This is a genomic window from Pseudomonas sp. FEMGT703P (genome assembly GCF_002786345.1).
GTDB classification, from domain to species: domain Bacteria; phylum Pseudomonadota; class Gammaproteobacteria; order Pseudomonadales; family Pseudomonadaceae; genus Aquipseudomonas; species Aquipseudomonas peli.
Genome location: NZ_PGCM01000005.1, coordinates 603,717 through 627,171, shown reverse-complemented (window position 1 = coordinate 627,171; position 23,455 = coordinate 603,717). Strand labels below are relative to the sequence as shown.

At 60.4% G+C, this 23,455-nt stretch carries 18 protein-coding genes and 2 pseudogenes; 10 read left to right on the top strand and 10 right to left on the bottom strand.

Going from position 1 to position 23,455, the window contains the following annotated elements; translation table 11 throughout:
• Positions 1 to 12: 12 nt before the first annotated feature.
• Both CUR33_RS06720 and CUR33_RS06715 read right to left on the bottom strand, forming a co-directional pair.
• Positions 13 to 516, bottom strand: a complete 504-nt coding sequence (locus tag CUR33_RS06720; protein ID WP_448703155.1) for a phosphate-starvation-inducible protein PsiE — start codon at positions 514 to 516, stop codon at positions 13 to 15.
• 121 nt (positions 517 to 637) lie between these two features.
• Positions 638 to 1,819 (bottom strand): diguanylate cyclase domain-containing protein, encoded by a 1,182-nt coding sequence (locus CUR33_RS06715; protein WP_289239077.1) that lies wholly within the window; start codon positions 1,817 to 1,819, stop codon positions 638 to 640.
• Between the two features lie 144 nt (positions 1,820 to 1,963).
• Here CUR33_RS06715 and CUR33_RS06710 point away from each other — a divergent pair, with 144 nt between their 5' ends.
• Positions 1,964 to 2,962, top strand: coding sequence for an MBL fold metallo-hydrolase (locus tag CUR33_RS06710; protein WP_289239076.1), 999 nt, complete (start codon positions 1,964 to 1,966; stop codon positions 2,960 to 2,962).
• Positions 2,963 to 3,109: 147 nt separating this feature from the next.
• A complete protein-coding gene (locus CUR33_RS06705; RefSeq protein ID WP_108485834.1) occupies positions 3,110 to 3,370 on the top strand; it encodes a YebG family protein in 261 nt (86 codons plus the stop codon).
• Positions 3,371 to 3,435: 65 nt separating this feature from the next.
• On the opposite strand, the gene CUR33_RS06700 is transcribed toward CUR33_RS06705, so the two are convergent.
• Positions 3,436 to 4,455 (bottom strand): Leu/Phe/Val dehydrogenase, encoded by a 1,020-nt coding sequence (locus tag CUR33_RS06700; protein WP_289239075.1) that lies wholly within the window; start codon positions 4,453 to 4,455, stop codon positions 3,436 to 3,438.
• Between the two features lie 66 nt (positions 4,456 to 4,521).
• Complete coding sequence (locus tag CUR33_RS06695) at positions 4,522 to 5,253, bottom strand: hypothetical protein (RefSeq protein WP_289239074.1); 732 nt, start codon at positions 5,251 to 5,253, stop codon at positions 4,522 to 4,524.
• 115 nt (positions 5,254 to 5,368) lie between these two features.
• On the opposite strand from CUR33_RS06695, the gene CUR33_RS06690 reads away from it, so the two are divergent.
• Positions 5,369 to 6,172: a transglutaminase family protein gene (locus CUR33_RS06690; protein ID WP_289239073.1), complete on the top strand. Its 804-nt coding sequence runs from the start codon at positions 5,369 to 5,371 to the stop codon at positions 6,170 to 6,172.
• On the opposite strand, the pseudogene CUR33_RS20700 reads toward CUR33_RS06690, so the two are convergent.
• The 4 genes and pseudogenes from CUR33_RS20700 to CUR33_RS06675 all read right to left on the bottom strand — a co-directional run.
• A pseudogene (locus CUR33_RS20700) lies at positions 6,169 to 6,354 on the bottom strand (response regulator transcription factor); the annotation flags it as partial. The gene CUR33_RS06690 and the pseudogene CUR33_RS20700 overlap by 4 nt on opposite strands.
• Positions 6,355 to 6,483: 129 nt before the next feature.
• A pseudogene (locus tag CUR33_RS20695) lies at positions 6,484 to 7,749 on the bottom strand (helix-turn-helix transcriptional regulator); the annotation flags it as partial.
• A gap of 1,116 nt (positions 7,750 to 8,865) precedes the next feature.
• Entirely contained in the window at positions 8,866 to 10,236 is a 1,371-nt protein-coding gene (locus tag CUR33_RS06680; RefSeq protein ID WP_289239071.1) for a DUF1329 domain-containing protein, read from the bottom strand.
• 29 nt (positions 10,237 to 10,265) lie between these two features.
• Positions 10,266 to 12,017 (bottom strand): DUF1302 domain-containing protein, encoded by a 1,752-nt coding sequence (locus tag CUR33_RS06675; RefSeq protein ID WP_289239070.1) that lies wholly within the window; start codon positions 12,015 to 12,017, stop codon positions 10,266 to 10,268.
• 567 nt (positions 12,018 to 12,584) lie between these two features.
• Here CUR33_RS06675 and gcvH point away from each other — a divergent pair.
• From gcvH to gcvT, 5 genes are all read left to right on the top strand, one after another.
• Positions 12,585 to 12,968: a glycine cleavage system protein GcvH gene (gcvH, locus tag CUR33_RS06670; protein ID WP_090248917.1), complete on the top strand. Its 384-nt coding sequence runs from the start codon at positions 12,585 to 12,587 to the stop codon at positions 12,966 to 12,968.
• Between the two features lie 9 nt (positions 12,969 to 12,977).
• Positions 12,978 to 15,830, top strand: coding sequence for an aminomethyl-transferring glycine dehydrogenase (gcvP, locus tag CUR33_RS06665; protein ID WP_289239069.1), 2,853 nt, complete (start codon positions 12,978 to 12,980; stop codon positions 15,828 to 15,830).
• A 118-nt stretch (positions 15,831 to 15,948) separates the two neighbouring features.
• Complete coding sequence (gene glyA / locus CUR33_RS06660; protein WP_289239068.1) at positions 15,949 to 17,202, top strand: serine hydroxymethyltransferase; 1,254 nt, start codon at positions 15,949 to 15,951, stop codon at positions 17,200 to 17,202.
• Between the two features lie 98 nt (positions 17,203 to 17,300).
• Positions 17,301 to 18,677: an L-serine ammonia-lyase gene (locus tag CUR33_RS06655; protein ID WP_289239067.1), complete on the top strand. Its 1,377-nt coding sequence runs from the start codon at positions 17,301 to 17,303 to the stop codon at positions 18,675 to 18,677.
• An 81-nt stretch (positions 18,678 to 18,758) separates the two neighbouring features.
• Entirely contained in the window at positions 18,759 to 19,880 is a 1,122-nt protein-coding gene (gcvT, locus tag CUR33_RS06650; protein ID WP_160085378.1) for a glycine cleavage system aminomethyltransferase GcvT, read from the top strand.
• 59 nt (positions 19,881 to 19,939) lie between these two features.
• Here gcvT and CUR33_RS06645 read toward each other — a convergent pair whose 3' ends face one another.
• Positions 19,940 to 21,073: a M14 family metallopeptidase gene (locus CUR33_RS06645; RefSeq protein WP_289239066.1), complete on the bottom strand. Its 1,134-nt coding sequence runs from the start codon at positions 21,071 to 21,073 to the stop codon at positions 19,940 to 19,942.
• A gap of 230 nt (positions 21,074 to 21,303) precedes the next feature.
• On the opposite strand from CUR33_RS06645, the gene CUR33_RS06640 reads away from it, so the two are divergent.
• A complete protein-coding gene (locus CUR33_RS06640; RefSeq protein ID WP_289239065.1) occupies positions 21,304 to 21,849 on the top strand; it encodes a tetratricopeptide repeat protein in 546 nt (181 codons plus the stop codon).
• 10 nt (positions 21,850 to 21,859) lie between these two features.
• Here CUR33_RS06640 and CUR33_RS06635 read toward each other — a convergent pair whose 3' ends face one another.
• Positions 21,860 to 22,144, bottom strand: a complete 285-nt coding sequence (locus CUR33_RS06635; RefSeq protein ID WP_090248931.1) for a hypothetical protein — start codon at positions 22,142 to 22,144, stop codon at positions 21,860 to 21,862.
• Between the two features lie 339 nt (positions 22,145 to 22,483).
• Between CUR33_RS06635 and CUR33_RS06630 the strand changes: the two genes are divergently transcribed.
• Positions 22,484 to 23,239, top strand: coding sequence for a substrate-binding periplasmic protein (locus tag CUR33_RS06630; RefSeq protein ID WP_289239064.1), 756 nt, complete (start codon positions 22,484 to 22,486; stop codon positions 23,237 to 23,239).
• The last annotated feature ends 216 nt before the right edge of the window (positions 23,240 to 23,455 follow it).

Below are 23,455 nucleotides of genomic sequence, written 5' to 3'. Positions count from 1 at the left end.
CAGCCCGAAGCCTCAGTCATCGCTCTGCGCATAATCACGCTCTGCCGCTTCATCCGCAGGATTGGCCTTTTTCCGCCCCCCGCCAGCCTGCACTGCGGGGAAGCGCGAGGAGGCGAAACGCACCACAAAAATCGCTATCGCCAGCAACAGAATTGCCCCGGAGACCATCACCACGCCCATATCGGGTTTGTGGTTGTGCGAAATATCGGAAATCATCAGGCGGGTAAGCGCGGTAATCGCCACATAAATCATGAAGCGAATTGGCATATGGTTGGTCTTGAAATAGATCCCCACCATCGCCGCCAATTCCAGATAGATGAACAGCAGCAGGATGTCATCGACCGTGATATGGCCCTTCTCCAGCATGCCGAGAAAGGCCATCACCGCCGCCCAGGCGGTAATAGCGCCAATGGCGAACAGCGCCAGATAATGGAATGCCTCCATCAACAGATTGCCCAGCGACTCCGCCAAGCCATGCATGCGCTCGCGGGCGCGTTCAGCCAGATTGTCCTTCACGATCCTTGCACTCCCAAAATCGACGGTCCGCTCCAACGCGGAATGTACCTGCACCATGCAGAAACAAGACCAGCTCTCAGGAGATGGCACTCACATGGGCCAAGACACGTCCCAGGGCGCATCAGAGCGCCGCGGCTGGAATGGCGCTGCTGGACTCAGGCCAGGCGAAACAATGCTTACCCGCTTCCTTGGCCCGATACATGGCAGTATCCGCCGCCGCCACCAGGCGACGCCGGTCCTCACCATGCTGAGGAAACTGCGCCATACCGATGCTCACGCCCACTCGCACATGCGGCAACTCTTCCAGCAGCGGCGTATCCAGTGCAGTAATCATACGGGCGGCCAGGCACTCGATAGCCGCCACATCCCCTTCGGCCACCACGGCAAATTCATCGCCACCTAACCGTGCCAATACCTCGCCCTCGCGCAGTAACGTTCGCCAGCGCTGAGCAATAGCCTTGAGCACACGGTCGCCGGTGGCGTGACCATGTTCATCGTTGACCGGTTTGAAGCCATCGAGGTCCAGGTAGATCAGCGCCAGCGGCCGCTCGGCACGCCGCGCCAAGGCCAGGGCCTGATCGAGGCTATCGTTGAAGGCGCGACGGTTTGGCAGCTGGGTCAGGGCGTCATGCTGCGATTCAAAGGCCAGACGTTTTAGCAGCTCCTCACGCTCGCGCAGGTCACGGCGCAGGTCGAGGTAGGTCAGGCCGAGCAGTCCAAGCATAAGCAACGCAACCGCACTGCCGCCCCAGATAGCGACTTGCGAGCGAACATCGGTGCTTTCATGCAGCGCTTCAAGCTCATCACTGACGTTGCCCTCCAGGCTGCTAATCCGCTCACGCAGCTCATCCATGTAACGCCGGCCCTGATTGTCCATCACGCGCTGGCGGGCAGCTTCAGCGCCAGCCAAACGACGCAGTGCGATGGTTTCGCTTAGCTCGGTCATTTTCAACTCGGCGAGCTGCTCAATCCGCGCTATGTCGTCGGCGTACATCTCCATCAACGGTATCGCGCGTAACGCCTGAAACTGGGTGTGCAAGTGCTGCACCGCCACGTTATAGGGTTGTAAAAATGAATCTTCGCCCGTCAGCAGAAAGCCGCGCTGCCCAGTCTCGGCATCCTTGAGCAAGGACAGGGTTTCACTGAGCTGATAAAGCGAGGTGTGCAGCACCTCGACACGCTGCCCGTCGATCAAGTGGGCACGGCTACCCCAGATGGCACCGACAATGACGAATAAACTGAGATAGGCAACGGCCAACAGGGCCAGCAATTTGCGCTCGACTCGACCCGCAGACAACAACATGGTGCACCTCACAGAGAGCCGATGGCGTCCCGAATACTGTTGTTGGCCACTGCGACCAGCAATAGTTTACAGCGACAATGTACAAGTATTTCGCCAAAACCGTATAAGTTACGTATAGGTTTCTAACCACACGAGGACATCAGCATGCCAAGCTCATTCACCCGCACTCGGTTGTTTAGCGCACTGCTTGCAGCCCAGACCCTGATCCTGGGCTACACCCTGCCCCTGAGTGCCAATGCGGCGCCGGTGGCCAAACAGCAGAATCAGGTCGCCGGCTTCTACCGCATGACACTGGGCGACTTCGAAGTGACGGCGCTGTACGACGGCTACGTTGACCTCGACAGCAAAATCCTCACCGGCGCCAGCGCCGAGGATATTCAGAGCCTGCTGGCGCGCATGTTCGTTGACTCAAGTAAGGGCGTGCAAACCGCCGTCAACGCATACTTGATCAATACAGGCAGTCACTTGGTGCTGGTCGACACGGGCGCGGCGAAGTGCTTCGGGCCAACCCTGGGCGTGGTGCAGAGCAATCTGAAGGCCTCCGGTTATAGCCCGGAACAGGTGGACACTGTGCTGCTCACCCACCTGCACCCCGACCATGCCTGCGGCCTGCTGAACAGCGACGGCCAGGCCGCCTACCCGAATGCCAGCGTCTACGTACCCCAGGCCGAAGCGGATTTCTGGCTTAGCGATGAGGCGGCTGCAAAGGCACCGGAGCCCATGCGCGGCATGTTCCAGATGGCCAAGCAGTCCGTGGCACTCTACGACGCTCAGCAGCGTCTCAAGCTTTACGCCCCGGACAGCGCACTGATCCCAGTCGTCAGCCTGGTGCCGAGCAACGGCCACACCCCCGGTCATAGCTCCTACCTGTTCACCTCACAGAACCAGAGCCTGCTGGTCTGGGGCGATATTGTGCACAGCCACGCGGTGCAGTTCGCCAAGCCGGAAGTGGTGATCGAGTTCGACATCGACAGCTCACAGGCCAAGGCTACGCGCCAGCAGATATTCGCCAACGCCAGTCGCGACAAACTCTGGGTGGCTGGCGCGCACATGCCCTTCCCAGGGCTGGGCCATGTGCGCAAAGAAGGTGCAGGCTACGCCTGGGTACCGGCCGAGTTCGGCCCGCTGCGCAGCGGCCGCTGAACGGCTATGACGCACAGAATCGGCTATGGTGTTAGCCGGCATGGCAATTGCTGCTGGTCAAATGCCGGCGAGTTCTTTATGCTCGCAAACACTGTACAGATAAACAGTTAACTGCAACCTATCAGCGTGAAGGCGTAGAGGTGATGAATGGCCGTCGAAGTGGTGTACCGCAGCAGCCGGGATTTGGAGCGTTTGTTCATGGATAAAGCCGAAGCCGATCGTCATGACAAAATGCTCGAACTGGCCGAGCTGCTCACCGAAGTGCTGCAAAAAGCCGTGCCATCGCTGAATGAAACCCAGGGTGAAGAGCTGGGTATCTACATGGCGAAGAACCGCGACATCTTCGCCAAGGCATTCAAGAACCAGCCTGATGCCTTGAGTGAACTGAGCGAACCGGCTGCCGAGTAACGCCGGCGGCGGTCAACAAAACCCCAGTCCATGACTGGGGTTTTGCGTTTTTATCAGCGCCACATTCAGCCATACAACAAGCGCTCGGCAATCGCATCGGCGACCCTTGCCGGTGAGCGCTTATCGGCCTGGGCATGGCCGAATATCTCGGTCAGCCGCCGGCTGATCTGCGTCAAGTGCGCGGTGATTGCCGGCAGAGGCTCCCCCTGATGCTTCAGCGCCACGTAGATCAAGCCGCCCGCATTGATCACATAATCCGGCGCATACAAAATCCCCCGCGCCTGCAGGCTGTCGGAAATATCAGCACTGGCCAATTGGTTATTCGCCGCGCCCGCCACTGCCGAGCAACGCAGTTGCCCGACGCTTGTGCTGTTCAGCACACCCCCTAACCCGCATGGCGCCAGGATATCGCACGGCGTGGCGAGCAGAGCTTCGCTGGTCACCGGCCGCGCGCCCAGCTGTTCAACTGCCAGCTGAACGCGGCCGTGATCCAAGTCGCTGACCAACAATTCGGCCCCCGCAGCATGCAGCTGCTCGGCCAGCGCAAAGCCAACATTGCCCAGTCCCTGAATCGCTACCCGCAAACCTTCCAGGTTGTCACTGCCCAGGCGCGCCAGGGCGGTTGCGCGGATACCGGCAAACACGCCCAGCGCCGTATGCGGTGAAGGGTCTCCTTCGGCCGTGGTGCTGGTGACATGCGGGGTGTGCTGAGCGATGCAGTCCATGTCAACGCTGGAAGTACCGCTGTCCATCGCGGTGATGTAGTGGCCGTTAAGGGTGTCGATAAAGCGCCCGAAGGCTTCAAACAACGCACCACGATTGTCGACATGCGCAGGACGGATGATCACCGCTTTGCCACCGCCCTGCGCCAAGCCGGCCAGCGCGGCCTTGTAACTCATGCCCTTGGCCAGCCGCAGCGCATCGTCCACGGCACTCTGTTCATCGGCATAGGGCAGGTATCGACAACCGCCCAGCGCAGGGCCAAGGCGACTGTTGTGAATGGCAATGATGGCCTTAAGGCCTGTGGCCGGGTCATCGGCAAAATGCAGCGACTCCAGCCGAGCGCTTTCCATCAGGGTAAACATGCTGTCGCTCCCCTACTGCGTTGCTCATCAGTATAGGCAGCACGGCTGATCACACCCCGCCGGTGATCAGTTCACCAGCAGGGCGACAATCTGTTCGCTGTAGCGGTTCACGACAAAGGGCAGCGAGCGCTCGCGGTATTCCAGCAGCGGCTGTTCAATGTAATTCCAGATCACCTGCACCTGGCCCCACTTTTTACGTTGCTCGGCACTGCCGGCCAGGGTTGGCTGCAGCTGCTCAAGCCGCCGGCGAAAGGCCTTGGCCAGCACGTCCACAGGCTCAAAGCGTTCCTGCGCGCTGTCGTACACCGCCGAGCCGGAGTCAAAACTGGCAGCTTCACGCACATACTCAGCAGCAATTTGCTGCATCAGGATGGCCTGACGCAGGTCCAACGTCGGTGATGCGGACGGCGCTAACGCCTGCTGCTGCCGATTGAGTTGCAGCAGGTCATGGGCGCTCTGCGACAGCGTATCGAGGGCATAAAAATCAATCGCTTCGTAGTTCAACCGGGCATTGTTCAGCAACACCGCCTGAAAATGCTGCGCCTGTTGCTGCAACGGGGCTGGCAACGCCTCAGAGTGTGCAGTTAACAAACCGGCGAAATGCTGAACTTCTGTTTCCAGGCGTGCCTGCACGTCAGGTGACCCTTGCTCCAAACGTAATAAGTGAAACAGCGTTAGCAGTCGGTAGGTTGACAACTCTTGAGCCAGGAGCGGCGCTTGCGAAGCCTGTGCTGCGCTCAGCACAGGGCTCATCAGTATCAGCACGATCAGGGTGTAACGGCGAAGGGTTGCAGGCATGTTTGGCGTCCTTGTTCAACAACACAGCAGCCACACTGGCACAGCCCTGAAACAACAATGTACTGGACGAAGGTTAGGCGCTTGACTACAAAGCCAGAGACCCTGGGAGAATGTGATGACCCCACGCGCTGCCTGCCTTGCCTGCCTGGAACAAACGCCACCTGCGCTGTTTGAGGCCGCGCTGTGGATTGCCGTGGAACACCAGCCCACGCTGCAACCGACCGACGTGCTGCAACGGCTCAACGGTCTGCAGCAGCAGGTCAGTCAGGGGTTGCCTAACCTGCCGCTGCAGGAGCTGGCGCAACCGCTGCTGCGTCGGCTCAGTGAGCTGGACTTCCATGAGGACGACGAACGCCCGCTAAGGCCAAGGGCCGCGTTGCTGGATCAGCTGTTGTTGCGCCGCCGCGGCCAGCCGCTCACTCTGGCCCTACTGGCACTGGAGCTGGCCAGGCGCCTGGGAATTCCATTACAGGGGGTCAATTTTCCCGGGCATTTCCTGCTACGCGTACCGGGCGCCGACCATCTACTCGACCCTTGCAGCGGCCGGCGGCTGTATACCCGCGAGTGCCGCGAGCTGCTGCAACGCCATTTGGGGCCGACTGCCGAATTAAACGCCAGCCAACTGCAGCCTTGCGACGCGCGCAGCATGTTGCAGCGTCTGTCGCGCAACCTGCGGCAACTGCATCAACTGGACGATGACCCACTGGCCGCGCTGCGCGATGCCGAGCGCGTGCTGCTGCTCGGCACGCCGACATTGCAGGACCACCTGGCCCGCGCCGAGATTTATCAACGGCTCGACTGCCCACAGGGCGAGCGCTTCGATCTGCAGTGCGCCCTGCTGCTCAACGATGACCCGGCACAGCACCTGCAACTCAGCCAACGCCTACGCCTGCTCAGCGCCAGCCCAGCGCTGCACTAGAAGAAGCCCAACGCCTTGGCCTTGGCCACCGCCTGAGTGCGCCGCGCCACACCCAGCTTGCCGTTGATTCGGCGCGCATGGGTTTTCACTGTGTGCAGGGATATAAACAGCTGCTCGGCCACTTCCTGATTGGACAGCCCCTGGGCTATCAACCCGAGCACCGCCAACTCACGGCTGCTCAGCGCATTGCTGCTGGCGACGGTCACAGCAGACGGCGTGCCCTCCACCGGGCTCTTCACGCGGAACCACGGACGTCGATAGCCCAGGCGCTGCTGCAGTGCCTGGCCGGTTTGCCGAGCCTGTTCGGCACCCGTCTTATCGTCACAGGCCGCACAGGCATCGGCATAGCTCAGCCATAAGTCGCTGACCAGGGCCTGCCTGCCCTGCTCGGCCACCTTCGCCAACAACTGCCGCAGAGGCTCGCGCACATCCTCACCCTGCATGCGGTCCAATTGCAGCAATAACGCTTGAAACCGCGGAATCAGCTCGGGAAAGTTCGGCGTCGGCAACACCGCTTTAACCCGCTGCTCATAACTCAATACCCGAGTCGCCGCGACACGCGCCCGCGCATAGTGGCCCTGGGCAATCCACAGATGACTGCTGGCCAACAACAGGGTGCCGCGGTACAGGGTTTCGCTCACACGCTGACGCTGCATCTGCCGTTCGGCCTGCCCAAGGTGAGCAAAGGCTGTGGCCATATCACCCTGCCCCATCGCCAACTCGGCCAGGCCGAGGTAGCCATGAAACGCGCTTGGATCGCCACAGACAAGGGCATCTTCAAGTCCTCGCTGCAGCGCTGCCTCCGCTTCATCTGCACGCCCCTGGCGCAGTTGCAGACGCCCCAGACGCAACTCAAGCCGCGCCAGCACCGGTGTATTGCGCAAAGCGGTCGGTGCAGTTGCCGTCAGCACTCGCTGCAGCAGCGTTTCGGCGCGGGCAAACTCACCCCGCGTTTCCAGCAACAGGGCGTGGTCCAGTTCCAGCAGGGCTTCAAACACTGGGTTGCCATGCAGGCGCGCCTGCTTCAAAGCTTCAAAACTGAGTTTCTGTGCCACCTCAAGCTGACCTTCGCCAATGGCCACCAAGGTCAATGCCGAACGACATAGCAACGACTGCGCCCACGCACTTTGCGGCAGCCCTTGCAGGGCATCATGCAGGTGGGCGCGAGCATCCACGGCACAGACTCGGCCGTAGGCGATGATGCCCTGAATAGCTTGCCAGTGAGCGAACAGCTCACGGGTTCGCGCGCCATCGCTGCGCGGCTGAAAGCGTGCCAGTTGATTGATGCAGGTCTGCGCCTCATCCAGACGGCCAACCAGCAGCAACACCCAGGCATTCAGCAGAATCAGCCGTGGCGTACTGCACAGCAGGCTGTCCGGCAGCTCGCTGCGCCAGCGCAGAATCAGCGCCAGGTCCTGGCCTTGCAGCACCTGCTCCTCGGTAAAACGCTCAAGAAAACTGCCGGCCACGTCCGGTTGCCCGGCCAGCAAGGCGTGCTCTACCGCTGCGCGAATATCACCATGACTGGCAAACCATTGACTGGCATGCACATGCAATGCGCTGCACGGCAGATTCATGGCCTGCCGCTGCAGCAGCCGAGCCAGCGGTGGGAACAACACATACCAGCCCTTGGCTGTGTCCAGTTCCTGAATAAATACGCCACGCTCAATCAGTGCTCGCAACCACTGCGCGCCTTCGCCGACACCAAACAAGTGGTCACAGAGCGCCGGATTGAAGCGCGGCAACTGGGCCAGTTGCTCAAGTATGCGCAACAGCTCATCGGGCAGCGGTTGCAGCACCTCACGCTCGACATACTCAACCAGCAGTTGGTCATGTTCGCCGTCCTGCGGTGCGCTCAGCGCGGCCGGCTCGGCTTGAGCCGCCAACAGCACCAGGCGCAAGGCCGCCGGCCAGCCTTGGGTCAGTGCATGCAGGTCGTGCGCCCAGGCGTTTCGGCCAGGGTCCAGCTGTTGCAGCCAGGCCAGCACGTCTGACTCGTTGAAGGCCAGCTCACTGGCACCCAATTCGAGCAGCTCGCCCTCCAGCAGCAGGCGGGAAAGGTTACAGACCGGCCGCCGCCGGCTTCCCAGCCACCAACAAATGCCAGGGGGGGTGACCATCAGCAGCTGATTGAGGTACGCATCGAGGGCGAGATTCGGCTGCGCCGGGTAGTCATTGAGCATGATCCACAGCGGCCGCGACTCCTGCGCCAAGGTCTCAAGCACCTCGCCACTGCTGAGGTCTGCGGGGTACCCGAGGACTTTGCCGAGCTGCTGCGCCAGCTGTTCGACATGCCAGCCTTCACCTGCACAGCTCAGCCAGAGCAGGTGATGCGTGGCCGGGCACTCTCGGGCGCAATCTGCCAGCAGTACGGTTTTACCAAAGCCGGCCGGACCGACCAGCAAGCGCAGGCGACAGTCGTGCGACAAAAGCCGCTGCTGCAGGGATAGCCGAGCGATATGCCCAGGTGGCGGGCGCTGTACGCCGCCACACGCAGACGCTGTGGCGCTTTGCGGGAAAGGCGCTAATGCGTTCATGACGGCTCGTTTTATTGTTCTTACAGGAACCGGATCGTTGCAGGCTAAACCTCAACACCTATCGCTCACAGCTCTATCACGAGAGGTGATGGCCAACGATAAAAAAGGCGGCCCGAAGGCCGCCCAATCACGGAGTGTTTCGTGCAGCGTGCTGGCCTAACGAACGCCGGAGCTGCGCAAGGCGGCTGGCGTGTAGTCGGCAGCTGTGGCTTTGAAACCAAAGTTATACGCCGACTTCTCTTCGTTTTTCATGCCCAGAGCCAAGTAACGACCGGCCATCAGGTCATACAGCGCTTCAAGGGTGTAGCCCGGCACTTGATGGTTGTAGTAGTGCTGCGCATGTCCTTCGGCAACACGCCAGAGCTGACCACGGCCATCGTAATGATCAACCAATGCGATCTGCCAACTGTCCTCGTCGATGTACATATGGCGCTTGGCATAGATGTGCCGCTCGCCGCTCTTCAACGTGGCAACCACTTCCCAGACGCGATGCAGCTCGTAGCGCGTCAGATCCTGGTTGATGTGCCCAGCCTTGATCACGTCGTCGTACGACAGCGCCGGCGAATCAAGCTTGTAGCTGTTATAGGGAATGTACATTTCCTTTTTGCCAACCAGTTGCCAGTCATACCGATCCGGCGCGCCAGAGAACAAATCGAAGTTATCGGCCGTGCGCATGCCGTCAGCAGCAGTACCTGGACCGTCGTAAGCCACCTGCGGTGCGCGGCGTACGCGACGTTGACCGGCGTTGTAGATCCAGGCCAGACGCGGCTCTTTCACCTGATCAATAGTCTCGTGCACCAGCAGCACGTTACCCGCTAGACGTGAAGGCGCAGTCACCCGCTGCTTGAAATACAGCAGGATATTGCTGCCCTTGGCCGGATCAAGATCAGGCATGTCCGCCGGGAAGGCCACTTCGTCCTCGAACTTCACCAAGCTGTAAGAGCCATTGGTTTGCGGCGTGGCCTGAGTCACCACCCGGCGGGTGTTACCGCCACGGTAACGGGTGATGTGGTTCCAGATCACCTCAACCCCAGTCTTGGGAATGGGGAAGGCGTAATAACGGCTGGCGTTGAAGTTCTGCAGGCCGTTACCCCCGTCAACGGGCGTGGTATTGACCGCGCTGAGCTTGGCGGCATCGGCAATCGCTGCCGGCACGGCGGTGGTTCGATGCGAGGGGTAAACCGGAATCTTGTAACTCTCGGGGTAGCGCTTGAACATGGCCAACTGGCCGGCTGACAGCTTGTCTTTGTACTGCTCGGCATTCGCGGCAGTAATCGTGAAGAGCGGCGTTTCGCTGGCAAAGGGGTCAGCGAGAAACCCTTTGGCGTCGACCGCTGCCGCACTGGTAGACAGACCACCGTCCCAGGCCGGGATAGTGCCATCGGCATTCCCAGCCATTTCTCCGCCCAGCGGCGTCAAACTGGCCCCCAGCTGAGCGGCCTCTTGTTCCGAGACTGCGGCCATCACGCTGCTGGCTAACAGGGTCAGCACCAGCGCCCCAGCTTGCAGGATTCTTGTATTTTTCATGGTGTACGGATCCTTTTGCACTGCGTTGATCAGAAGTTCACACCGAAGCTCAGGGCAACAAAGTCACGGTCGACGTTGGTGTTGTAATCCCCACCAAAGAAGTCGGTGTAACTGAGGCTGGCGTTGTAGGTGTTCTGGTAGTCAGCATTCAGGCCCAGGCTCACCGCCTTGCTGCCTTCACTGAAGTTGGGGCCATAGCCATCGACGTCATGCGACCAGGCAATGCTTGGCGAGAGATTGACCCCGGCGAAGACGTTGCTGTAATCGAGACTGGTGCGCACGCGGTAGCCCCAGGAGCTGCTGGTAAAGAAACCATCGTCATTACACTGGTCAGGGTTGGCGGTGTTCACCCCTGCCGTACAGGTCGTGTTGGGGTTGAGCTGACCAATGCCATAGACCGGATCGCGACCGAAGCGCAGCTCGCCAAGATCATCACTGATGCCACTGACATGGTTGTAACCCACCTCGCCCACCAGGGTCAGGCGACTGGCTCCAAGCACTCGGTCGAAAAACTGCACCGCCGAGACTTGCGCCTGGGTCACTGGCTTGCGCACATAACCGGCCACTTCCTCACCCACGGCATTGCGCCCATGACCGCTGGTAAATACCGGTGAAAACCCCTGGCGCAGGGATGCAAAGGTCATGTCCGTGGAGTTGATGCCAATTGGCATGTTGGGCCGGTAACTGAGCTCACCCGACAACGCTGTGCCTTCGACGTTGGTCTGGAAACTGACGCCGTAGAGACGAATATCTTCCGGGTACTCTAGAAAATAGCGGGCAGCCTGTGGCGCCCCGGTGCCGACAATGATGCTGCCGCTCGGGCTACGGCTGTGGTAGTTCATCGCATACAGACCGAATTCCGTGTCGTTCAGCGACTCGGCAAACCAGCGCAGGGCAACGCCGAACTGCCCACTGTCGCGCGCATCACGATCCCCTCCGCGCGGAATGAATACCGGATTACCCGGCGCACCGGTGTTTTTTGACGCGTCAGGTGCGACGTCAGCCCCTGCGACCACCAGGCGGTCGTTACAGCCATCGGCGGCCGTGTCGCTGGGTGCAAAGAACGTCCCGCAGTTATCGATAACAGTCTGGTCCCACTCCAGCTGGTAGAACGCTTCCATGCTGACGGTGTCGGTCAAGCTCTGCGAGACATAGAGCATATTGACCGGAATCAGCCCCTCCTTGATCTCCGCACCAGGCCGGCGAAACGCTGCAGCATCCACGGGGTTGATCGAGTTGATCGAGTTGCCGATAAAGGTGCTCTCACCCCAGCTGACCACTTGCTTACCGACCCGCACACTGCCCGGCATGCTGCCCAGGTTGTAGTTGTGATAGATGAAGGCATCGAGAATTTCCGCGCCGGAGGCTTGTGCCGCCGTCTTGCGGTTGTGGTCGTCAATGTCATATAGCAGACGGCTTTCGTCCTTGGTCTCGAAGTCGTACCAATACTTGCCGCGAATAAACACGCCGGTATCGCCGTACTTCAATTCAAGATCGTGAATGCCTTTGAAGATCTTCGAAAAGGTTTCGCCTTTCTTGAAGTTCAGGCGGCCGTCATCGTTGGTCTGAGAGGACGCCTTGCCGCCGTTACGTGTACCGATAAAGTCAGGATCGGCACCGCGCACGCTCCAACTGGCCCCCACTGAAAGTGAAGAGTCGAACTGCGCTTCGACATCACCAATATTGAATGTAATAGCCTGGACAGGCGCGACACAGCCAACAGCAATGGCAATCGCCAAAACGCTGGGCTGGAAGATGGCATGTCTTGTTCTTGTTCTCATGCGGCTCTCCTGGAAAGCGGGTTTCGTGTTGAGCCTCCACGCTACCCAGCCACCTTGAGTGGGATAAGCGCCCGAAAGAGGTATTTGCCCTGTCAGCCAAAAGAGTGAATACGCCCCTAAAAAGCCGCCCCGCCGCCGATCCATCGACCCGTTCAATGGCGCTTTATAGGGTGGATGAATGACAGTGACGGCCCGTTACGTATTAACCACTGCTGACATTGCTGCCCGCACCTCCAGGCGGCGTGACTCCAACACAGCCCGCAAGCTCAACAAAAAACGTATCGATTTAAATACACCGTAATGAAAGCGACACAAACCATTCAGCCCACGACACCAGAGCCTTTGCGCAGCGCGTGGCGAACGCGCCGATCAGGATCGTATTGAATTCAATACACACCAACAAAAACCCATATCAACTAAAAGCACTTAAGTTATTGTTTTTATTGATAAAAATAACAATGGCACCTACTTTGCTATGGTCTTTTCACCTTCCGCTCGTGCCCAGCACGCGCGTCCAGCACATCGCCCCCAGCAGAAAGGGCGAGTCACCACCCTTGAGGAGTACACATGAGCGAATTGCGTTTTACCGTTGAGCACGAATGGCTGCGTCAGGATGCCGATGGCCTGGTTACCGTGGGCATCACCGCCTATGCCCAGGAAGCCCTGGGTGACGTGGTATTCGTTCAGCTGCCGGAAGCCCAGAGCTACGCCGAGGGTGACGAAGTGGCGGTGCTGGAATCGGTAAAAGCTGCGAGCAATATCGCCATGCCGCTGGACGGTGAGGTGGTCGAGGTCAACGGCGAGCTAGAATCCAGCCCTGAGCTGGTCAACGAAGATCCCCTGGGCAAGGGTTGGTTCTTCCGTTTCCGTCCAGCCAATGCCAGCGCGGTAGCCGACCTGCTCGACCAGGCCGCCTACGAGCGCCTGCTCAACGCCAATGCTGACGCCTGAGAGATTGTGATGACCAAGCTGACCACCCAGAACGAATTTGTCGCCCGCCACATCGGCCCACGTGATGCCGATACCGCGGCCATGCTCGAACTGCTCGGCTACGCCAGCATCGACGCACTGACCGATAACGTCATCCCCGAGAGCATCAAGGGCACCAGCGTGCTGGGCTCTCTGCCGGGCCTGTCGGAAGCCGACGCCCTAGCCAAGATCAAGACCATCGCGGCCAAGAACCAGCAGTTCAAAACTTATATCGGTCAGGGCTATCACGGCACCCACACGCCGAGCCCGATCCTGCGCAACCTGCTGGAAAACCCGGCCTGGTACACCGCTTACACCCCGTACCAGCCAGAGATTTCTCAGGGTCGTCTGGAGTCGTTGCTGAACTTCCAGACCCTGATCAGCGACCTCACCGGTATGCAGATCGCCAACGCCTCGCTGCTGGACGAAGCCACCGCTGCTGCCGAAGCCATGACCTTCTGTAAGCGTCTGTCGAAGAACAAGGCCAGCAACGCCTTCTTCGCCTCCCAGCATTGCCACCCGCAGACCCTCGACGTGCTGCGCACCCGTGCCGAGCCGCTGGGCATCGACGTGGTGATCGGCGACGAAGCGGCGATCACTGACGCCAGCGTCTACTTCGGTGCGCTGCTGCAATACCCAGCGAGCAATGGCGACATCTTCGACTACCGCGAGCTGGTCGAGCGTTTCCACGCAGCCAACGCTCTGGTGGCCGTCGCTGCCGACCTGCTGGCCCTGACCCTGCTCACTGCACCGGGCGAATTCGGTGCCGACGTGGCCCTGGGCAGCGCCCAGCGTTTCGGTGTGCCGCTGGGCTTCGGTGGCCCGCACGCCGCCTATTTCGCCACCCGCGATGCATTCAAGCGCGATATGCCGGGCCGTCTGGTCGGCATGTCGATCGACCGTTTCGGCAAGCCGGCCCTGCGCCTGGCTATGCAGACCCGCGAGCAACATATCCGCCGCGAGAAGGCCACCAGTAACATCTGTACCGCTCAGGTGCTGCTGGCCAACATCGCCAGCATGTATGCCGTCTACCACGGCCCGAAAGGTCTGACCCAGATCGCCCAGCGCGTGCACCAGTTCACTGCAGTTCTGGCCAAGGGCCTGCGCGCTCTGGGCTACACGGTTGAGCAGGAATTCTTCTTCGACACCCTGACCCTGGCTACCGGCGGCAAAACGGCAGCCCTGCATGCAGCCGCCCGTGCGGCCGGCATCAACCTGCGTGAAATTGATGGCGTGCGTCTGGGCCTGTCCCTCGACGAGACCACCGATCAAGTCGCCGTTGAAGCCCTACTGGCGATCTTCGCCGAAGGCAAAGCTGTTCCAGCCTTCGCTGAACTGGCTACAGGCTTAATCGCTCAGCTGCCAAAAGGCCTGCTGCGCGAAAGCGAAATCCTCACTCACCCAGTATTTAATCGCTACCACAGCGAAACCGAGCTGATGCGCTACCTGCGCAAACTGGCCGATAAGGACCTGGCGCTGGACCGCAGCATGATTCCGCTGGGTTCCTGCACCATGAAGCTCAACGCCGCCAGTGAAATGATCCCGGTGACCTGGGCCGAGTTCGGCAACCTGCACCCCTTCGCCCCTGCCGAGCAAAGCCAGGGTTACACCCAGCTGACCACCGAACTGGAAGCCATGCTCTGCGCAGCCACTGGTTACGATGGCATCTCCCTGCAGCCAAACGCCGGTTCCCAGGGAGAGTACGCAGGTCTCTTGGCCATTCGTGCTTACCACCTGAGCCGTGGCGATGATCAGCGCGATATCTGCCTGATCCCGCAATCGGCCCACGGCACCAACCCAGCCACCGCCAGCATGGTCGGTATGCGCGTGGTGGTGACCGCCTGCGATAGCAGCGGCAACGTCGACATCGCCGACCTCAAGGCCAAAGCCGAAGAGCACAAAGACCGTCTGGCTGCGCTGATGATCACCTACCCGTCGACCCACGGTGTGTTCGAGGAAGGCATCCGCGAAATCTGCGCGATCATTCATGACAACGGCGGCCAGGTGTACATCGACGGCGCCAACATGAACGCCATGGTCGGCCTGTGCGCCCCGGGCAAGTTCGGCGGCGACGTGTCCCACCTGAACCTGCACAAGACCTTCTGCATCCCGCACGGCGGTGGCGGCCCAGGTGTCGGCCCGATTGGCGTGAAGGAACACCTGATCCCATTCCTGCCCGGCCACGGCCATATGGCACGCAAAGAGGGTGCAGTCAGCGCCGCGCCATTCGGCAGCGCCAGCATCCTGCCGATCACCTGGATGTATATCAGCATGATGGGCGGCGAAGGCCTCAAGCGCGCTTCGCAGATGGCGATTCTCAACGCCAACTACATCGCCCGCCGCCTGGAAGAGCACTACCCCGTGCTGTATTCGGGTAGCAACGGCCTGGTGGCGCACGAGTGCATCCTGGATATCCGTCCGATCAAGGACAGCAGCGGCATCAGCGTTGACGATGTGGCCAAGCGCCTGATCGACTTCGGCTTCCACGCCCCGACCATGTCCTTCCCAGTGGCCGGCACGCTGATGATCGAGCCCACCGAGAGCGAGTCCAAAGAAGAGCTGGACCGCTTCTGCGACGCCATGATCGCCATTCGTGAAGAAATTCGCGCTGTCGAAGCCGGCCACCTGGACGCCAACGACAACCCGCTGAAAAACGCCCCGCACACCGCACTGGAACTGGTCGGCGAGTGGACTCACGCCTACAGCCGCGAACAGGCCGTGTACCCAGTGGCCAGCCTGATCGAGGCCAAGTACTGGCCGCCGGTCGGCCGCGTGGACAACGTGTTCGGCGACCGCAACCTGATCTGCGCCTGCCCGTCCATCGAGGCGTACCAGGACGCGTGATAACAGCCTGCGGCCCGGAACACCTCCGGGCCGCGGGACTGCTTTCTCCCCAATTTTCGACTCACCTCTACCCGAGGCGGGTTAGCTGCACCTCATATAAAAACCAGAGGGCCTCACCATGTTTAGCAAGCACGACCAACTGCAAGGCTACGATGACGCCCTGCTCGCTGCGATCAACGCCGAAGAGCAGCGCCAGGAAGACCACATCGAGCTGATCGCCTCGGAAAACTATTGCAGCCAGCGCGTGATGCAGGCCCAGGGCAGCGGGCTGACCAACAAGTACGCCGAAGGCTATCCGGGCAAGCGTTACTACGGCGGTTGCGAGCATGTCGACAAGGTCGAGGCCCTGGCCATCGAACGCGCCAAGCAGTTGTTCGGTGCTGACTATGCCAACGTGCAGCCGCACTCTGGCTCTTCCGCTAACAGCGCGGTGTACCTGGCGCTGCTGAATGCTGGTGACACCATCCTCGGCATGAGCCTGGCCCACGGCGGCCACCTGACCCACGGGGCCAAGGTGTCGTCCTCCGGCAAGCTGTACAACGCCGTGCAGTACGGCATCGACGAACAGGGCCTGATCGATTACGCCGAGGTCGAGCGCCTGGCTGTCGAGCACAAACCGAAGATGATCGTCGCCGGTTTCTCCGCCTATTCGCGCACCCTGGATTTCGCCCGCTTCCGCGCCATCGCCGATAAAGTCGATGCGCTGCTGTTTGTCGACATGGCCCACGTCGCCGGCTTAGTGGCCGCCGGCCTGTATCCCAACCCGATTCCGTTTGCCGATGTGGTCACCACCACCACCCACAAGACCCTGCGTGGCCCGCGTGGCGGCTTGATCCTAGCCAAGGCCAACGAAGAGATCGAGAAGAAGCTCAACTCCGCCGTGTTCCCCGGCAGCCAGGGCGGCCCACTGATGCATGTGATCGCGGCCAAGGCCGTGTGCTTCAAGGAAGCGCAAGAGCCTGGCTTCAAGGCCTACCAGCAGCAGGTGATCAACAACGCCCAAGCCATGGCCGAAGTATTCGTTACCCGTGGCTACGACGTGGTCTCCGGCGGCACCGACAACCACCTGATGCTGGTCAGCCTGATCAAGCAAGGCCTCACCGGCAAGGCGGCCGACGCAGCACTCGGTGCGGCGCATATCACGGTGAACAAGAACGCCGTGCCGAATGACCCGCAGTCGCCGTTTGTCACCTCCGGCATCCGCATCGGCACACCGGCAGTCACCACCCGCGGTTTCAAGCAGGGCGAGTGCCGCACCCTGGCCGGCTGGATTTGCGACATCCTCGATGAGCTGGACAACCCAGCCGTGACCGAGCGCGTTCGCGGTCAGGTTGCGGACCTATGCGCCAGCTTCCCGGTCTACGCTAACTAAGACAGCACGCAATTTTGCCACTCGCGGCGCGGTTATCCAGCGCGCCGCATCAACGCCGCCTCACAAGGGCGGCAGCAAAACACGCAGTCGGAGCAAGCATGTCACTTAGCGTTTTTGACCTTTTCAAGATCGGCATCGGCCCGTCCAGCTCGCACACTGTCGGCCCCATGCTGGCCGCCCTGCGCTTTGCCGAAGGCCTGCGCCGCGATGAGCTACTGGCCGCCACCGATACTGTGAAAGTGGAGCTATACGGCTCCCTCGGCGCCACCGGCAAGGGCCATGGCAGCGACAAAGCCGTGCTACTCGGCCTGGAAGGCGAACAGCCGGACAGCGTCGACACCAGTAACGTCGACGCACGCCTGGCAGCGATTCGCAGCAGCGGTGAACTCAATCTGCTCGGCGAAAAGCCCATCCGCTTTGTCGAGAAGCAGAACCTGGCAATGATCCGCAAGCCGCTGCCTTTTCACCCCAACGGCATGATTTTTCGCGCCTTCGACGCCGCTGGCTTGCAGATCCGCTCGCGCGAGTATTACTCGGTCGGCGGCGGCTTCGTGGTCGATGAACAAGCCGCCGGAGCTGACCGCATTGTCGAAGACAGCACCGTACTGCAGTACCCCTTTACCACCGGCAAACAGCTGCTGGCGCATTGCGCCGAACACAACCTGTCGATCAGCCAGGTGATGCTGGCCAACGAAGCCGCCTGGCGCCCTGAAGCCGAAACCCGCGCGCGCCTGCTGCATATCTGGCAGGTGATGCAGGATTGCGTCGAAGCCGGTTGCCGCAACGAAGGCATCATGCCCGGCGGCCTCAAGGTCAAACGCCGCGCCTCAGCCCTGCACCGTCAGCTGTGCAAGAACCCCGAAGCCGCGCTGCGCGATGCCCTCAGCGTGCTCGACTGGGTCAACCTCTACGCCCTGGCGGTGAACGAGGAAAATGCCAGTGGCGGCCGCGTGGTCACCGCGCCCACCAATGGCGCGGCCGGTATCGTGCCGGCGGTGCTGCATTACTACAGCCGCTTTATCCCCAGTTCCAACGACGACGGTGTGGTGCGCTTTCTACTCACTGCGGCCGCCATCGGCATCCTCTACAAAGAAAACGCCTCGATCTCCGGTGCCGAAGTGGGCTGCCAGGGCGAAGTCGGCGTGGCCTGCTCGATGGCCGCCGGTGCCCTGTGCGAAGTGCTTGGGGGCAGCGTCAATCAGGTGGAGAACGCCGCCGAGATCGGCATGGAACACAACCTTGGCCTGACCTGCGACCCCATTGGCGGCTTGGTGCAAGTGCCTTGCATCGAACGCAACGCCATGGGCTCGGTCAAGGCGATCAACGCCGCACGCATGGCCCTGCGCGGCGACGGTCAGCATTTCGTCTCGCTGGATAAAGTGATCCGCACCATGCGCCAGACCGGTGCCGACATGAACAACAAGTACAAGGAAACCGCCCGCGGCGGCCTGGCTGTGAATATTGTCGAGTGCTGACACGGCATCCCATACAGCCTGTAGACGTGACGCTTTTAGCTCGCGCCTACACAAACAACCTTTACCAACATGGAGAACCGCATGACCACTGAAACCCTGGCGAAAACCCCGCTACATGCCCTGCATCTCGAACTGGGCGCGCGCATGGTGCCGTTCGCCGGCTACGACATGCCCGTGCAGTACCCGCTCGGGGTGATGAAGGAACACCTGCACACCCGCGAAGCCGCCGGCCTGTTCGACGTGTCGCATATGGGCCAGATCATTCTGCGCGGCCCGCAGGCGGCACAGGCCCTGGAGCGCCTGGTGCCAGTGGATATCATCGACCTGCCCGTGGGCATGCAGCGCTACGCCATGTTCACCGATGACCAGGGCGGCATCCTCGACGACCTGATGGTCGCCAACCTGGGCAACGACACCCTGTTTCTGGTGGTCAACGCAGCCTGCAAGCACAAGGACCTGATGCACCTTCAACTGCAGATCTCCAGCCAGTGCCAGATCGAAGCTTGTTTCGACCGCGCCCTGCTCGCCCTGCAAGGCCCGAAAGCCGTCGATGTGCTGGCGCGCCTGGCCCCTGAAGTCGCCAAGATGACCTTTATGCAATTCGCCCCGGTGCGTCTGCTCGGTGTCGACTGCTACGTCAGCCGCTCCGGCTACACCGGCGAAGACGGCTTTGAAATCTCGGTGCCAGCCGCCCACGCCGAAACCCTGGCGCGCAGCCTGCTGGCCGAACCGGAAGTGGCCGCCATCGGCCTTGGCGCGCGCGACTCACTGCGCCTGGAAGCCGGCCTGTGCCTGTACGGCCACGACATGAGCACCAGCACCACGCCGATCGAGGCCAGCCTGCTGTGGGCCATGTCCAAGCCACGTCGCGCCGATGGCGCCCGTGCTGGCGGCTTCCCAGGTGCCGAGCGAATCTTCGCCCAGCAACAAGAAGGCGTTGCCAGCAAGCGCGTCGGCCTGCTGCCGCAGGAACGTGTACCGGTTCGTGAAGGTGCAGAAATTGTTGATGCCGATGGCACGGTGATCGGCACCGTCTGCAGTGGCGGCTTCGGCCCTACCCTGGCTGCGCCGGTAGCCATGGGCTATGTGCAGAACAGCCATATCGCTCTGGATACCGAGGTATGGGCCATGGTGCGCGGCAAGCGCGTGGCGATGAAAGTAGCCAAAACCCCATTTGTGCCGCAGCGCTACTACCGCGGCTAAAGCGACCTTAGCGACAACCTATGCGGGCAGGACAAACAACCCTGCCCGCCAGCGTCCTGTTAATCGCGTAGCTGCCCGACCATGGCGGCTGCAACGCTGAGTACATCCTTGCCCAGCTGCATCGACCGCTCGCCATTCCAACCCGTCAGCGGATTGGGCCGATCATTATGGTCTTTGAATGGCATCTCGATGGTGAAGGCCAAACAATCAAACTCCATACCCACCGCATTGCAGGCCAGGGTGGTATTGGCCTGGCCCGGTTCGTCGCGCGGGTAGCCGAAGGTGGTCTGGAACTCGGCGCCGTTGTCGATCAACAACTGGCGGAACTGGTTTTCCAATCGCTCAAGGCGCGGGCTGTAGCCCGGATTACCTTCGCAACCAGCGGTAAACACGTGAGGAATTTCCTCATCGCCATGGATATCCAGAAACAGATCGACACCCACCGCGCGCATCTGCTGCTGGACGAAATACACCTCCGGGCTGTCCGCCTCGCTGGCCGACTGCCAGGCGCGATTAAGGTCGCGCCCGGCGACGTTGGTACGCAGATGGCCACGGAAGGCGCCATCCGGATTCATGTTCGGCACCAGGTACAGATCGGCCTTCTCCAGCAGGGCATTCAGCTCGGCATCATCGCGCCGCTGCAGACGCTCAAGCAGCCCCTGCATAAACCACTCGGCCATATGCTCGCCGGGATGCTGTTGGGCGATTAGCCAGATCTTGCGCAGCGCCTGCGGATTACGGCTGATGCGCAACAACTCGATTGGCCGCCCCTCGATGCTCTTACCCGTGGCAAACAGCTCGGCGCCCGCCAAACGCTGCGCATCCTCGATCAACTGGCTATGGCGCTCGCGGCTGTAGGGCTCGAAATAGGCGAACCAGATCTGCCCATGCTGCGGCTCAATGTCGAACTTCAGCGCGCCCTCTTCAAAGCGGCTGGGCACCCGAAACCAGTCGCGCTGATCGTAAGAGGCTACGGCGTGGTAACCGCTCCAGGCATTCTTGTAAGACGACTGCCCGGCGTTGCCCAGGCTAAAGCCGTAAGGCTGACCAGGCTGCAAGCCCTCGACCTTAAAGTGGAACCATTGGAAATGTTCACTGTTGAGATCCGGACGAATCGCCAGCTGCACCTGCAGTGGGTTGCTGGCGTCGATGACCTCGATATTGCCGCTGTCGAAGTTGGAGCTGATCTGCATGGTGGCCTCGATGGCTTGGGGCGCAAGAATGAACAAGAATCGCAGCTCTGGCGCAGCAGCGAAACGCTGCAGGCGACAAACTGATATGGATTCTGCAACTGCGCCCGACACTCGCGCCTGCGACAACCCTCGGACAACGCGCAACTTACCGGTAAGCCTGCAGTCTGGTGTTTAACCGCCTCAGGTTCGACTTACCCCCCAACGCCACCTTTAAGGGAGCAGCCATACGCATGATCAAACCGCTGCCAAGCCATCATTCACTGGTAATACTGCTCTGCGCAGGAATGCTGCTGGTCGGCTGCGCCAACCAGTCAGAGCAAAACCGTAACGCCCCGCCGACCCAGACAACCGCTGCGACCAGCGAAAATAGCGTCGACGAGGCCAACCTGCGCAGCCAGGCCAACCGGGGTGACCTAAACAGTCAGTTCCAGCTCGGCAGCCTGTACTTCGTCGGCAAACCGCACAAGGACCTCAAACAGGCTGAGTACTGGTGGAAACTCGCCGCCGACAAAGGCCATGCCATGGCTGCCGTGAGCCTGGCCTACCTGTACACCGGCCGCGACAATCCAGACTTCAACAACCCCCAACTGATGCTCAAGTACCTCAACCAATCAGCCGCTGGTGGCAACCCGATGGCTCAACACATCCTTGGCAACCTTTACCTCAAGGGCGCACAAGGCGTGCCGCGCGACCCGATCCAGGCCAAAGCGTTGTTCCAGAGCGCCTGCCAGCAACGCTATGCCGCCAGCTGTGAAGCACTCAACAAGGTCCCTTAACAGCTTCGCATCAAGCCTCGGTAGCGGGCTCCGCCAGCTCGCTTGCCGGCTGCTCAGGCTGTTGCGGCTCAGCCTCATCAACCGGCTCGCCCAACCACTCATTGGTTGACTGCTGCACCTCGTCCACCTGCTTATTGAGCTCTTTCACCGTCTCATCAACCGCTTCGCGGGCGACATCCACCACGGCTTGCTCGGCCTTTTCAGCCAGCTTTTGCGCAGACTGCTCAGCCGCCTCACAACCGACCAGGCCGATCAGTACCAACCCCAGCACACCCATTTGCATCGACTTACGCATAAAGTTCTCCAGAAGCAGCCGTGAGCGGTCTGATTGACGACCGCGATCCAGTGAGCATGACTCGGGTTGATCCAGCACTAACAGGGACTCACTGGTGCGGGCGCAAATGTAGGGAGGCACACGGATTTACTCAATTGCATAGAGTTTGCAAGGTGTTACCAGTCAGCTAGGCACGCACTGGCAATGCAGGGTGCTATGCGTAAAACATCGTTCATTTCGCTGGCACAAAAGGACACTAGGCAATTACGCGCAGACGCGGTTAATAATGTTCCCTGTACACGCCAGAAGCACCAGGTCATGCAGCCCCGCGAGCGTTCATCGCAACTAAAGGATTAAGTCGTGCTGTTACGCCATGCATTATTCTTCGTCACGGCCTTGATAACTGCCGTCCCGGCTGCAGCCGAAACGGTGCACTTTGTAACCGAGGAATTCCCACCGTTCAGTTTTTCGCGCGGCGGTATTGCCAGCGGCGCGCTGCCCGAGATAGTTAATGCAACCTGTGGCCTCTTGCAGTGGCATTGCGAAATTGAAGTATTGCCTTGGCGACGCGCCTTGCAACAAGCCGAAGACGGTGAGGTTGATGGTATTTTCACTGTGATTCAGTCGCCTGCACGGCGTAAGGCATTTCTAATCACCCCCATGGTGGTGACCTCCGGCTACGACTTTTACACCCTGCGTTCAAATCACTTTCAATTCACTCAACCCGATGATTTGCGTGGTCGCCAGATCGGCGTATACGGACCGTCCGGAACTTCATTCGTCCTGCAGGAAAGCCTGAAAAACACCCCGGATGTCGACATTAAATTGGTGACCAACAACCATCGTCTGCTCCTGATGCTTAATGCCGGGCGCTTTGGTGAAAAGGGTGTGGTATTACTTAATCGCGATGTTGCTCGTCACTTGATCGAGCATGAATATCTCTACGCACTGCGTAACGCCGGACATTTGACGTCAATTTCATACGGCATTGGTTTTTCCCGCAAACGAGTCAGCCCAGTAAAGTTCCAGGCTTTTAATCGCGGGCTGAACACACTGCGTAATAACGGCCAGCTTGCAACCATCGTGCAGCGTTACGGTCTACAACCTGCCAATTAAGTACGCTGGACATTTAACTTGGCTTCGCCATAATTGCCGGGCGCTGCCTAATTAGCCCTTTAACAAACCTGACAATTCGTTCAGGTAATCCACAATAAAAGGGCAAACAGGCGCGGCAATAGTCATCAACACTATTGGCCACGCTTATTAAATGCGCGAACTAAACCTGTTTGGCGGCCTCAAGTGCCCAGGCCCTATGCCTGGCATCCAGCCACT

Bases quoted from the DNA above. Each gene is read 5' to 3' on its own strand.
- CUR33_RS06705 (WP_108485834.1), top strand. From the start codon at position 3,110: ATGGCCGTCGAAGTGGTGTACCGCAGCAGCCGGGATTTGGAGCGTTTG.
- CUR33_RS06710 (WP_289239076.1), top strand. From the start codon at position 1,964: ATGCCAAGCTCATTCACCCGCACTCGGTTGTTTAGCGCACTGCTTGCA.
- gcvT (WP_160085378.1), top strand. From the start codon at position 18,759: ATGACCACTGAAACCCTGGCGAAAACCCCGCTACATGCCCTGCATCTC.
- CUR33_RS06675 (WP_289239070.1), bottom strand. From the start codon at position 12,017: ATGAGAACAAGAACAAGACATGCCATCTTCCAGCCCAGCGTTTTGGCG.
- CUR33_RS06635 (WP_090248931.1), bottom strand. From the start codon at position 22,144: ATGCGTAAGTCGATGCAAATGGGTGTGCTGGGGTTGGTACTGATCGGC.
- CUR33_RS06700 (WP_289239075.1), bottom strand. From the start codon at position 4,455: ATGTTTACCCTGATGGAAAGCGCTCGGCTGGAGTCGCTGCATTTTGCC.
- CUR33_RS06640 (WP_289239065.1), top strand. From the start codon at position 21,304: ATGATCAAACCGCTGCCAAGCCATCATTCACTGGTAATACTGCTCTGC.
- CUR33_RS06715 (WP_289239077.1), bottom strand. From the start codon at position 1,819: ATGTTGTTGTCTGCGGGTCGAGTCGAGCGCAAATTGCTGGCCCTGTTG.
- glyA (WP_289239068.1), top strand. From the start codon at position 15,949: ATGTTTAGCAAGCACGACCAACTGCAAGGCTACGATGACGCCCTGCTC.
- CUR33_RS06645 (WP_289239066.1), bottom strand. From the start codon at position 21,073: ATGCAGATCAGCTCCAACTTCGACAGCGGCAATATCGAGGTCATCGAC.
- CUR33_RS06690 (WP_289239073.1), top strand. From the start codon at position 5,369: ATGACCCCACGCGCTGCCTGCCTTGCCTGCCTGGAACAAACGCCACCT.
- CUR33_RS06680 (WP_289239071.1), bottom strand. From the start codon at position 10,236: ATGAAAAATACAAGAATCCTGCAAGCTGGGGCGCTGGTGCTGACCCTG.
- CUR33_RS06695 (WP_289239074.1), bottom strand. From the start codon at position 5,253: ATGCCTGCAACCCTTCGCCGTTACACCCTGATCGTGCTGATACTGATG.
- gcvP (WP_289239069.1), top strand. From the start codon at position 12,978: ATGACCAAGCTGACCACCCAGAACGAATTTGTCGCCCGCCACATCGGC.
- CUR33_RS06655 (WP_289239067.1), top strand. From the start codon at position 17,301: ATGTCACTTAGCGTTTTTGACCTTTTCAAGATCGGCATCGGCCCGTCC.
- gcvH (WP_090248917.1), top strand. From the start codon at position 12,585: ATGAGCGAATTGCGTTTTACCGTTGAGCACGAATGGCTGCGTCAGGAT.